Source organism: Serratia sp. 25CWL12, from assembly GCF_055790885.1.
Genome location: NZ_CM147698.1, coordinates 783,006 through 795,420 on the forward strand (window position 1 = coordinate 783,006; position 12,415 = coordinate 795,420).

General features: G+C 51.2%; 10 protein-coding genes. 3 read left to right on the plus strand and 7 right to left on the minus strand.

Annotation, left to right across the window (positions count from 1 at the left end; translation table 11 throughout):
• Nucleotides 1-3: 3 nt before the first annotated feature.
• The 5 genes from ACX9GV_RS03415 to ACX9GV_RS03435 form a co-directional block, all read right to left on the minus strand.
• Nucleotides 4-1,386 carry an MFS transporter gene (locus ACX9GV_RS03415; RefSeq protein ID WP_023489616.1) on the minus strand — a complete coding sequence of 461 codons (1,383 nt, stop codon included), beginning with the start codon at nt 1,384-1,386 and terminating at the stop codon, nt 4-6.
• A gap of 142 nt (nt 1,387-1,528) precedes the next feature.
• A complete protein-coding gene (locus ACX9GV_RS03420; RefSeq protein ID WP_023489615.1) occupies nt 1,529-2,068 on the minus strand; it encodes a VOC family protein in 540 nt (179 codons plus the stop codon).
• Nucleotides 2,069-2,328: 260 nt separating this feature from the next.
• Nucleotides 2,329-3,510 carry an acetyl-CoA C-acetyltransferase gene (locus ACX9GV_RS03425; protein WP_473197051.1) on the minus strand — a complete coding sequence of 394 codons (1,182 nt, stop codon included), beginning with the start codon at nt 3,508-3,510 and terminating at the stop codon, nt 2,329-2,331.
• A 9-nt stretch (nt 3,511-3,519) separates the two neighbouring features.
• A complete protein-coding gene (locus ACX9GV_RS03430; protein WP_473197052.1) occupies nt 3,520-4,176 on the minus strand; it encodes a CoA transferase subunit B in 657 nt (218 codons plus the stop codon).
• Between the two features lie 2 nt (nt 4,177-4,178).
• Nucleotides 4,179-4,886 carry a CoA transferase subunit A gene (locus ACX9GV_RS03435; protein ID WP_473197053.1) on the minus strand — a complete coding sequence of 236 codons (708 nt, stop codon included), beginning with the start codon at nt 4,884-4,886 and terminating at the stop codon, nt 4,179-4,181.
• Nucleotides 4,887-5,027: 141 nt separating this feature from the next.
• Here ACX9GV_RS03435 and ACX9GV_RS03440 point away from each other — a divergent pair, with 141 nt between their 5' ends.
• On the plus strand, nt 5,028-5,912 hold the full coding sequence (locus tag ACX9GV_RS03440) for a LysR family transcriptional regulator (protein ID WP_023489611.1): 885 nt from the start codon (nt 5,028-5,030) through the stop codon (nt 5,910-5,912).
• A 455-nt stretch (nt 5,913-6,367) separates the two neighbouring features.
• Nucleotides 6,368-9,742 carry an exodeoxyribonuclease V subunit gamma gene (recC, locus tag ACX9GV_RS03445; RefSeq protein ID WP_473197054.1) on the plus strand — a complete coding sequence of 1,125 codons (3,375 nt, stop codon included), beginning with the start codon at nt 6,368-6,370 and terminating at the stop codon, nt 9,740-9,742.
• 142 nt (nt 9,743-9,884) lie between these two features.
• Here recC and pdxR read toward each other — a convergent pair whose 3' ends face one another.
• Nucleotides 9,885-11,327, minus strand: coding sequence for a MocR-like pyridoxine biosynthesis transcription factor PdxR (pdxR, locus tag ACX9GV_RS03450; RefSeq protein ID WP_473197055.1), 1,443 nt, complete (start codon nt 11,325-11,327; stop codon nt 9,885-9,887).
• Nucleotides 11,328-11,425: 98 nt separating this feature from the next.
• Here pdxR and ACX9GV_RS03455 point away from each other — a divergent pair, with 98 nt between their 5' ends.
• Nucleotides 11,426-11,857 carry a carboxymuconolactone decarboxylase family protein gene (locus ACX9GV_RS03455; RefSeq protein ID WP_473197056.1) on the plus strand — a complete coding sequence of 144 codons (432 nt, stop codon included), beginning with the start codon at nt 11,426-11,428 and terminating at the stop codon, nt 11,855-11,857.
• 207 nt (nt 11,858-12,064) lie between these two features.
• Here the strand turns inward: ACX9GV_RS03455 and ACX9GV_RS03460 are convergent, their stop codons facing one another.
• Nucleotides 12,065-12,190, minus strand: a complete 126-nt coding sequence (locus ACX9GV_RS03460) for a hypothetical protein (protein ID WP_473197057.1) — start codon at nt 12,188-12,190, stop codon at nt 12,065-12,067.
• Nucleotides 12,191-12,415 lie beyond the last annotated feature (225 nt).

Below are 12,415 nucleotides of genomic sequence, written 5' to 3' on the forward strand. Positions count from 1 at the left end.
TTGTTACTCCAAGTTCGATGAGGATGTAGGGTGTTTTTGACGACTCAGCGTGTGACTAGGGTTTGCTTGTGTGGTTTGTTCGAACCGAGCAAACAGCAGGACCAGGACAATGACGACGGACGGTATGGCGACCAGCTGAAACAAGCTGTCCTGGCCCCAGTTCAAACCGATAAGCTGCCCACCGACCACTGGGCCGATCACTGATCCGATCCGACCGATCCCCAGGCTCCAGCCTACGCCAGTGGTTCGTAGCGCCGTCGGGTAGTAGCTGGCCGCCATGGCATTGATCGCCGGCTGACCACCGACCACGGCAAAACCAGTGATGAAGACCACGGCAAACAACAGGTAAACTGCGCCCACCGAATGGCCGATTAAGGCGATGAACAGCGTGGCTACCGCGAAACACGGCACCAGAACACGCTTGAATCCGACATTGTCTATCAGTTTGCCCATTGCAAGGGTGCCGATGATTCCGCCCAGTTGTAGTGTGGCACCCACCAATACGGCGCTCTCAAGGCTCAACCCCGCCGTTTGGGCAATGGTCGGTAGCCAATTGGACAGAAAGTAGAGGGCGATCATATTGAGGAAGCTGATTGCCCAAATCGCCAACGTACCGGCCATCCTGCCATCCTGAAAGAGCGCCATAAGGGGAACGCCACGGCTATTTTGTTCACCAACGACCAGGACCATGTCGTGGGAAATAGGTTGAGCAGGAAAGATTTTCTTGCAGACAACCAGCGTTGAGGCAGAGGTTTTACCTGTAAGCACTTGGAACTGAATGGATTCCGGTAGATAACGGATCATCAACACGGCGATAAACAGCGGCAAGATACCGCCGAGATAGAAAATTGATTGCCAGCCATAGGTCGGAATCAGTGCGGCCGCGATGGCACCACCGAGCATGGCACCTACCGTGAAGCCACAAGAAATCATCATCATGATAGAAATTCGCTTGCGCTTCGGGCTGAACTCACCGCAAAGCGCCATCGAATTGGGCATGATGGCACCTAGCCCCAGCCCAGTGATAAATCGAATAGCGATCAATTCCTGGAGTGTGCTGGCAAAGGGGGTGACTAACATACACAAACCAAAAAAGAAGGTGGAAACGATAAGAACGGGGCGTCGCCCGAGTTTGTCGGCAACCATACTGAATAATAACGAGCCGATGAGCAGTCCAAACAGACCGGCACCGAATACTGGCCCGAGAGAGGATTTGTCAATACGCCAGTCCTGAAGTAACGCTGGGGCGACATAGCTCATCGCCTGAACATCGAAGCCATCAAGGACCATACAAATTGCGCAGAGGATAAAAATTCGCCACTGAAACTTGCCGATGGGACTTTCATCAATCAGCCTGACGACATCAATTTTTGCAGTCAAGGTCATGTAATGTCTCCTTGCCACCCTTGAGACGCTTTTAGACAACGCGTCTCTCGACGATTAGCACGTCGCTCTGATGTGGCTTAATGCGGTTAGTCGGTTATATGCCTGGGGGTATTTAGGGCCCTAACACCTAGAACATAATCGGTTACTCCGTATAGCTGCCGTCGTGCATCCAGCGGGCGTGCTGGGGGGCTTGTTTGGTTTGGGACCACTCGTTGAGCATTTCCCACTTAACGTCATCAAGTAACTTCGCCATCTTCGGTGTGCCGATATTGGTCGCCAATTCAAGGCGATGGCCACTGGGGTCGAAGAAGTAAATGGATTTGAAAATGGTGTGGTCAGTGGGGCCGACGACTGAAATACCATCAGCTTCGAGTTTGCTCTTCACCTCCATCAGGACATCAACCGAGTTAACTTCTAAAGCCAGGTGTTGAGTCCAGTTCGGTGTATTCGGATCTCGTCCCATTTCAGGCTTGGTGGGTAATTCGAAGAACGCCAAAATACTGCCGTTTCCTGCATCCAAAAAAATATGCATGTAGGGATCCGGCTCTTTGGTCGAGGGAACCTGATCCTCAGCAATGGCAAGAATGAAGTTCATGCCCAAGTACTTTTGGTACCATTCGACAGTCTCTTTGGCATCCTTACAGCGATAAGCGACATGGTGAATTTTTTTGATTAGTTGCATTGTTAGTCTCCAAATATCAGGATATATACCCGTCGCCAATGAAGCTGCAGCGGTGTTGGCTGCCTTTACTCACCCCAGTCACTTACTTGTGTAAGCTCCTGGGGCTTCGCTCAGTTGCCGCCTACCTGCAACATCATTGAACTTGGGTATGGGTCGGCGTTTCAGTATGGGTGACACGCCGTCAGGGTCATCAATACACTCACTACAGCTCCTCGCTATCAGGGTGAGATTCGGTGACAGAATGAAAAGTTAAGGGCATGTCAGCGAGCCAGCGTCATGGCAATGCCTTGTCCGCCCCCCTCGCAGAGGGTAACCAGCCCTTTTCTGACGTCACGGCGCTGCATTTCGTAGAGCAATGTCACCAGTGTCCGACAGCCGGATGCGCCAATCGGATGACCCAGGGCAATGGCTCCGCCGTTGACATTGACCTTCTGGTTATCCCAACCGAGCGCTTGGCCTACCGCCAGTGATTGCGCGGCAAAGGCTTCGTTAGCCTCGATTAAGTCCACTTCATCCAGAGACCAGCCCGCCTGCCGTAGAGCACGCTGGCTGGCACTGACCGGGCCAATCCCCATCAGCGCGGGGTCGACACCGGTGACAACACAGCTGACAATTTGACCTAATACCGGCAAGCCAAGCTGGTGCGCTTTATCACGGCTCATCAGCAAGACTGCAGCCGCACCGTCGTTCAGCGTAGAGGCATTCCCAGCGGTGACGGTGCCGTTTTCCTGACGAAAAGCCGGGCGTAGTTGTGCTAGTTGTGCGAGCGTGGTGTTGGGGCGAGGTTGTTCATCGCTATCGACGATACGGCTTAACTTCCGACCTTGTTGAGTAGAGATCGGTGTTATCTGTTGGGTGAAAAAGCCAGCTTCGATGGCGGCTGCCGCTTTTTGCTGCGACTGTAGAGCGAAAGCGTCCTGCGCTTGGCGGGTGATCTGGTATTTTTCAGCCAGATTTTCTGCTGTATCCCCCATATGATAATGGTTGAAGGCATCCCATAGCCCATCGGTGATCATGCTATCCCGCATCTGGGTATGGCCGAACCGCAGCCCTTTACGCACACCCTCCAGCAGATAGGGGGCGTTACTCATGCTTTCCTGCCCCCCGGCGATGACTACCTGCGCGTCACCACAGCGGATCGCCTGAGCAGCCAATTGTACCGCTTTCAACCCGGCACCGCACACTTGGTTTATGGTTGTTGCTGGAATGTCTACGGACATTCCGCTGGCGATGGCTGTCTGGCGAGCGGGGTTTTGTCCGCAGCCAGCAGCCAGTACCTGACCGAAAATCAACTCATCAACCTGTGCCGCGGCAAGTGGGTTTTGCTTCAAGAGGCTACGTACCGTGCAGGCACCCAGTTCTACCGCAGAGAGCGAAGCGAGCGCACCACCCAAACTGCCGATCGGTGTTCTTGTTGCACCAACAATCACCACGTCCTTCATGTTTGTTCCTCAGTTGAAACGCATTTCGCGTATATCGTTTGGGATAATCAGCGGGCCGGCGGTTTTGCTGATGATCTCCCCAATGCTCACGCCAGGGGCGTACTCGCGTAAAACGAATGCCCCGTCGGCTATTTCCAGCAGTGCAAGGTCAGTCAGAACCCGACGAATACAACCAACGCCGGTCAGGGGGAGGGTGCAACGAGAGAGCAGTTTTGATTCACCTCCTTTAGCAGCGTGGGTCATCATGACAATGATGTTTTGCGCACCGGCAACAAGATCCATCGCCCCTCCCATGCCCTTCACCATTTTCCCTGGGATCATCCACGAGGCGATGTTGCCCTCAACATCCACCTCAAAGGCCCCCAGAACGGTCAAATCCACATGACCGCCACGGATCATGGCAAACGATTGAGCTGAATCGAAAATCGCCGCGCCAGTGCGTGCCGTTACGGTCTGCTTACCGGCGTTAATCATGTCGGCATCGATATACTGTTCATCGGGAAAGCCACCCATGCCCAAGAGTCCATTTTCCGATTGGAGCATCACATCTATCCCTTCAGGGATATAGTTCGCCACCAGCGTCGGGATGCCGATTCCCAGGTTGACGTAGTCACCATCACGCAGCTCTTGCGCCACGCGCATAGCCATCTGTTCGCGGTTCAACATGATCAGCTCCCCTCCTGGCGTAACGTGCGTTGTTCAATACGTTTTTCAACATGCCCAAGAATTAGCCTGTCAACGTAGATACCTGGGGTATGAATAGTGGCGGGGGGTAACTCACCCGGCGGAACAATTTCCTCCACTTCGACCACCGTTATCCGGGCGGCTGTCGCCATAAGTGGGTTAAAGTTCTGTGCGGTATGGCGATAAATCACATTGCCGTACCAGTCTGCTTTCCACCCTTTGATCAGCGCAAAATCGCCCACCAGAGATTCTTCCAGGATGTAATGTTGTTTACCGAACTGGCGAACTTCTTTGCCTGTGGCGACGGGCGTGCCATATCCGGTAGCGATATAAAAGGCCGGGATACCGGCACCGCCCGCACGAACTTTTTCTGCCAGTGTTCCCTGTGGTGTCAGCTCCAGCTCCAGCTCACCACTGAGTACCTGCTGTTCAAATAAGGCGTTTTCACCCACATAGGATGCCACTACCTTGCGTACCTGGCGGGTTTCGAGCAGCATGCCGAGGCCAAAATCATCCACACCGCAGTTATTCGAGACGATGGTTAAGTTTTGCACCTGGCGCCGCTTGACTTCAGCAATCAGATTTTCAGGTATGCCGCAGAGTCCGAAACCGCCAGCAAGAACGGTCATCCCGTCTTTCAGCCCGTCCAGTGCCTGCGCATAATTGACGACGCGTTTATCCAATCCAGCCATGTTTATCTCTCCGCTTGACCCATGGCGCTATCATTGATGGGAAACACTGATTTGTTAATTTTGAATTTGTGACTCAATCATTTGTTTTTTTTATTAATAAGATGTTAACTAATTGTTTTTAATTGGTTGGCGGGAAGAAAAATGAGAATGAGCGTCAAACAGCTACGCGCGTTTCTGGCGGTAGCTCACACTCTGAACTTCGCGCATGCCAGCGAACGACTGAATTTGTCACAACCAGCGTTGAGCTTGAGGATTAAAGGGCTGGAAGATGCGCTAGGGGGGCCGCTGCTCCTGCGAAATACCCGTAAGGTCGCCCTGACGCAAGAAGGGGAGGCGTTTTTGTCAATGGCGCGGCAACTGCTTGCTGATTGGGATAATGTCGAAGAAGCCATGTGCCAGAGCTTCACGCTGCAGCGTGGCAAAATTTCGGTTGCGGCGATGCCTTCCTTTGCGGCGAACGTTTTGCCTGAGGTGCTGAGAGCATTCCGTGAGCGCTACAGCGGAATCAATGTCACCGTACATGACATTATCAATGAGCAGGTGATTGAAATGGTACGTGAAGGACGAGTTGAAATCGGCATCGCCTTTGAACCTGCACCCACTCACAACTTACTGTTTACTCCTCTGGGTATTGACCGCTTTATCGCTATTGTTCCGAAAACCTCTGCCCTTGCCGCGAAAAAGCGTCTTTCATGGGATGAGTTATTGGCACTGGATTTCATTACCTTGCAGCGTCCTTCCGCGGTACGGTTGATGTTGGAAGAGGAATTAGCCCGAAGCGGGCGTAAACTGGATGTGGCTTTTGAGAGTCACCAACTGGTCACAGTAGGGCGCATGGTGGCGAGCGGGCTGGGTGGCAGTGCCGTGCCAGCCCTATGCCAAGCACAAATGACCGAATTGGGTGCCGTATGTATCCCGCTTGATAACCCAGTGATAGAAAAATGCATCGGCGTGATTCACGCCGGGCATCTGCAACTTTCAAAAGCCGCCTATGCATTGCTGGAAACATTAAAAGGATATTATTAACTTTTTAATAGCTGAACCGCGTCGGCAAGGTTTCCTTTACCTAAATAGCTGCTCGTAATAGTACTACAGGTGGGAGTGAGGCAGGTTAGCCGACCGTTGAGCGCATGGACGCGCGATACGAGCCCCCAGGGAGGGGTATACGGCGTGTCGGCGTTCCTGACCATTCCCACCGACCAAAAGCGTAAAGTGTAGTGGTATTAGGAACACTTATTTTGTATCAATACGGCAGTTAACTATTCTGGTGTGGCCTTTATCCGGCATTTTTGAAGCAAGGTGCGAATAGTTTCCTGATGTGAGACCATAAGAACCGCTTTGGTGCTTGGGTCGAGGTTTAATATAAGTCACCCGTTGATGTTCCCAAACCACAAGTTCAAGGGCGAGGCCATCAAAGTCGAATTTAGCTCGCCAACAAAAAAGTACCACTCAGGTTATTGCCCCTTGCTTAAAGGAGTCTCATGTTTACGGTTTATCATTCCAATCAGTTGGATTTGCTGAAAACGCTTATCAGCGCGTTGATAGCCAGAGAACCCTTGACCGATCCTTTTCAGCAGGAAGTAGTGCTGGTGCAAAGCCCGGGAATGGCTCAGTGGTTGCAGATACAACTGGCGCAAGAGTTCGGTATTGCTGCCAATATCGCTTTCCCGCTGCCCGCCACCTTTATTTGGGAGATGTTTACCAAAGTCTTGCCCGGGATCCCCAAAGAGAGTGCCTTTAGCAAAGATGCCATGACCTGGAAGCTGATGTGGTTGCTTCCTGAAATGCTGACACAACCCGCCTTTGCGCCACTGCAACATTACCTGACGGACGATAGCGACAAGCGCAAGATCCACCAGCTTGCTGGGCGGGTTGCTGACTTGTTTGACCAATATCTGGTTTATCGCCCACAGTGGCTGGAAAGCTGGCAGCGCGGGGAAATGGTTGCCGAGTTAGCCGATGCCCAGCTGTGGCAAGCGCCGCTATGGCAGCGGTTGGTGGAATGTACCGCTGAACTGGGGCAACCGGAATGGCACCGAGCCAATTTATATCGGCGTTTTATCAGCGTATTAGAGAACGCTGCCTCATGCCCGGCTGGGTTGCCGCCACGGGTGTTTATATGCGGCATTTCCGCTTTGCCACCGGTTTATCTTGAGGCACTACAAGCCTTGGGCAAACATATTGATATTCACCTGATGTTTACCAACCCTTGCCGCTACTATTGGGGGGATATTCAGGATTATGCTTTTCTGGCTCGTTTACAGAGCCGCAAACGCCGCCACCATCATCATCAGGCGCAAGAGCATCGGTTATTTCGCCAGCCGGAACAGGCCGCCCAGCTATTTGATGCCGAAGGCGCACAACAACTGAGTAATCCGTTGCTGGCCTCTTGGGGGAAATTAGGGCGCGACCACCTCTATTTACTGGCGCAGATGACCCAAGTGCAGGAAGTGGACGCCTTTGTAGATATTCCGGCGAATGACTTATTGCATGCTATTCAACATGACATGCTGGAGTTAGAAGATTATGCGGTGATCGGTACCACCCCGGAAACCTTGGACCGCAGTGACCATAAACGCCGTCTGGAACCGCAAGATCGCTCTATTAGCCTGCACGTTTGCCACAGTTTGCAGCGTGAAGTGGAAATATTACATGATCAACTGTTGGCGATGTTGTCACAAGACCCGCAATTAAGCGTACGGGATATTATTGTGATGGTGGCCGATATCGACAGCTATGCCCCCTATATTCAGGCGGTTTTTGGCAGTGCACCGCCGGGGCGAAATCTCCCCTTTGCCATCTCCGACCGTAAGGCTCGCCATGTACACCCGACATTGCAGGCGTTTATCTCCTTACTGGATTTACCACAAAGCCGTTTCACTTCCGAGCAAGTGTTGGCATTGCTGGATGTACCGGCGCTGGCGGCGCGTTTCTCGATTCAAGAGTCCGGGCTAATTCTGTTACGTCGCTGGAGTGGTGAAGCTGGTGTTCGTTGGGGGTTGGATGATGACAATGTGCGCCAGTTGAATCTGCCGGTAACCGGGCAGCATACCTGGCGGTTTGGTATTACACGCATGTTGTTGGGGTACGCGATGGACAGCAATGCGGGTTGCTGGCAGGACGTATTGCCCTATGATGAGTCGAGTGGTTTGGTGGCGGAACTGGCGGGGCAATTAGCCGAACTGCTGGCGCAACTTAGCCATTGGCGGCAGCTATTAAGTGAGGAGCGGCCATTGGCAGAATGGTTACCGCTGTGCCAACAGTTGTTAACCGCTTTCTTCCAGCGAGACAGTGAGACCGAAGAAGCACTGACGTTGATTGAAGATCAATGGCAAAAGGTGATCAGCTTAGGGCTGGCAGCGCGCTATGCTGACCCGTTACCGCTGGTACCGTTGCGCGACGAACTAGCCGCCAGGCTTGATCAACAACGCATCAGCCAACGCTTCCTGGCGGGGCAGATTAATTTTTGCACCCTGATGCCGATGCGCTCCATCCCGTTTAAAGTGGTTTGCCTGCTGGGTATGAATGATGGTGTTTATCCCCGGAGCTTGCCTCCTTTGGGGTTTGACCTGATGGCGCAACCAACTCAGCGTGGTGATCGTAGCCGCCGCGATGATGACCGCTATCTGTTCCTGGAGGCGATACTCTCTGCTCAGCAACGGCTCTATATCAGCTTTATTGGCCGCTCGATTCAGGACAATAGTGAACGCTTTCCTTCGGTGCTGGTGACCGAGTTATTGGAATATCTGGAGCAGAGTTATTGCTTACCCGGCGATGAGCAATGTGATGCAGACAGCAGTGCCCAACGGGTGCGTGAACACTTACTTCAACACCATGCGCGTATGCCGTTTGCCACAGCCAACTTTGTGCCAGGCAGTGAGGAACAGAGCTATGCGGCAGAATGGCTACCTGCCGCGCAGGGCAATGGGGTGGCACATCCTGGTTTTAGCCATCCGTTGCCACAGGAAGCCAAAACGCAGGTGGCTTTTGACGAGTTACTGCGTTTTTACCGCCACCCGATCCGCGCTTTTTTCCAACTGCGGCTCGGGGTTAATTTTATTCTGGAAGAGACCGAATTACCGGAAGAAGAGCCCTTTACCTTAGATAATCTCGAACGTTATCAATTTAACAGTCAATTGTTGAATACGTTGATTGAGGGGGAAGAGAGTACCCCGTTGTATCAACGGCTCCGCGCCTCCGGCAGCTTACCCTATGGCGCTTTTGGTGAGATTTACTGGCAGAAACAGCAGGAAGAACTGAGCGAATTGGCGGAATTGGTGCGCGAACAGCGCCAGGAGAGTAGCAGTTTAGAGTTGGATATCTCGGTGGCGGGGGTACAAATTAGTGGCTGGTTGCATCAAGTTCAAGCGGATGGTCTACTGCGCTGGCGTCCAGCGACACTTAACGCCGTGGATGGTATTTTGTTGTGGCTGGAGCATTTGGCTTATTGTTGTGCTGGGGGAACCGGGGAGAGCCGGATGTATGGCAGTAAAAAATCTGCCTGGCGTTTTGCGGCACTTTCGGTGGAACAAGCCCATGAGCAGTTGGCTGAGTTGCTAACAGGTTACCAGCGTGGGCTTGCGGAACCCTTGATGCTATTGAATAAAAGTGGCTGGGCATGGCTGAGCCACTGTTATCAGCAAGAAACGCAGCAAATAGATTGGAGTGAAGAAGTTCAAAGCAAAGCCCGCAGTAAGCTGTTGCAAACCTGGCAAGGTGAACAACGAGTGATAGGGGAAGGGGAAAACCCCTATGTACAGCGGGTGTTCCGGCAAATGGATAATGTTTATTTTGAACAAATTATCAGTGAAACCGTGCGTTATCTGTTACCTGTGGCACGGCATAACCTAGGGTAATAAGGCATGTTCTTTGCCCCCATCTCTATTTTGCAAGAGACAAGGGCTCTCTTTTCTTGATGCCTTTGAGTGGGTTGTGGCTCAATGGCCGAGCTCACCTTTGCCTTTACTGAAGTATCAACCTAGATTCGATCTTTTGATTTTATGGTGAATTAATTGCCTCGATAACCGCTGCCAAATTAGCCACAGCATGTTCTGCCTCTGCTTTGTTCTTGAAATTGGTAAACCCCATAAGTAACCCATTCCCTACAGACTCCCCCCTTTGCCAATCCGACAAAGCTTGTACCGCCATTCCCTGTTGCCAAGCATGTTGTACCACTTTTTGGTCATTCAATCCTGACTTGAGTAGAGCAAGCAGTTGGATACCACCCGCTTGTGGGGCCACCGTCAAGAATTCACCTAACTGTTGTTCAAGTGCCTTTGCCAACCATTCACGTCGCTGAAGATACAACGGCCTCATCTGCTTAAGATGGCGGTAAAAGTATCCTTGGTCGATAAATTCTGCCACACCAGCCTGCATTAGCGGTGGGCAGCCACAAACGTGCAGTTGGCTCGTCATCTCAAAAGCGTCAACCTGTTCTGGTGGTACCACCAAATAAGCCATCCGTAATGCCGGAAATAACGTTTTACTGAAAGTACCTGCGTACAACACCCTTCCTTGGTGGTCGAGGCTTTTTAATGGAGGCAATGGTCTGCCGTGATAACGAAACTCACTGTCATAGTCGTCTTCAACAATCCATGATGCCTGTTGCTGTGCCCAATCCAACAAGGCCATACGCCGTTCAAGGGTTAGCGATACACCCAGCGGACTCTGATGTGTTGGCGTCAATACCGCCATGCGCGCATTTGGTGACATAGCAATCCCTGCGGCAATGTTCATGCCGCCACTATCTACAGGGACAGGTATCGGATGCATTCCGGCCAGCCTTAACAACGGGTATGTTGCCAGATATCCTGGGTCCTCCAACCAAACATGATCTCCTGGTTGCAATAACGTGTTGGCAATCAATCCCATTAGCGCCTGATAACCAGCGCAAATGAAAATTTGTTCTGGGCGGCAGATAAAGGCCCGGGAGAGATGCAGATAACGGCAAATAGCCGCCCGCAATTCCGGTAGGCCGTTTACAGGAGGCAGTCCCAAACCCGTGGTTGTCGTGCTACGTAATTGGCGGCCAACAATTCGCGACCATACCTTACGAGGGAAAACATCTAATGCAGGCAAGCCAAGCTGAAAAAGGGGTAATTGCCCGGAAGAATAGAATGCAGTAGGCACGATGTCCCTGATCGGCTCTGCGACAACTGGCGCTACAGAGCGTGGTATCTTGCGTAATTGTGGCGACACATAGGTACCCGCTTGTCCACGGCTTTGTAAAAAACCTTCGGCAATGAGAATACTGTATGCATTCTCTACAGTGGCTCGCGCCACACCAAGCTCACTTGCCAACCCACGGAGCGAGGGCAAACGGGTATTAGGTGCGAGTACCCCTTGAGTAATAGCCTCTTTGATCCGCAAAGAAATCTGCTGATAAAGCGGTTTGGTCAGTTTGTCATCTAGCGGCAGAGAAGCAAAAAGAGGGTGCATCATGGCCTATCTAAATAATCATTTTATGGCTCTATAGTATAGGCCATATTGTCACTAAAGTAGCGTTCACTTATTTTTAAATCAATAACCCGAGGTAGAGTATGATTAATCAGCGCTTGAAGTATTCAGAATTGTCACCAGAACCGTATAAAGGCATGCTGGCTGCATTGGTTGGGCTGGAAAAAAGTACGCTGGATAGAACAATGATCGAATTGATATTCATGCGTGTTTCGCAACTTAATGGTTGTGCTTATTGTCTGAAAATGCACAGCAAGACGCTGCGCGAAGCGGGTTTCAGCCAGACAAAGCTAGACACATTAGCAGGATGGCGTGTAGGCCATGAATTCAGTGAGGCGGAGCGTGCAGCACTGGAATGGGCAGAAGCAGTAACGCTAATTGCGAATACTGACGCATCGGAAGAATTTTTTGAAACTTTGCAAAGCCATTTTAGTCACACCGAAATTAGCGATCTGACTTTTGCTATCAGTATCATGAATGGCTTTAACCGTCTGGCCATTAGCATGCGGCAGTAAATATTGCTGATTCACGTTTAAATTCGTGGCAAAAATAGCTTCGCATTGTGCCACCTGTGTTGTTATGAGGTAAGGATATTACCTCTTACCAGGTGGCCAAATTCATTAAACCACGCGCACTCGAGCCAATCCCTGTCGCATATAGGGCAGGTTAAAACCAAGCAACTCATCTACCCTATACCGAAGACGCCAGAGCTTTAACCTTCTTTAATTGCGCTTGGAAGGCTTCACCGATAAAGTAAGCCCCAGTGTCTTGGCATCGGTGTAGCATTGTTCTTTTTTGTCTGTGACATTGAAGGCCTCAAGAAAACGCACCGTAAACTCAAAACGCATACTCTGCTCTTACTGGGCAGTAGACATTGGTAATCCCCATCTCATTGAGTACTTGAATATTGCGTGCTCAAAAACACACTCAACATAGATTGGGATTGCAACGTTTTCTTTGGTTCAATCCTGAATATAAGCAACCATGAATCTATTGATTAAAAAGATAAAATTTACAATCTGAAATTTTATTCAAACATACATTGAAGAGCATAATGGCAGAACAATCGAGGT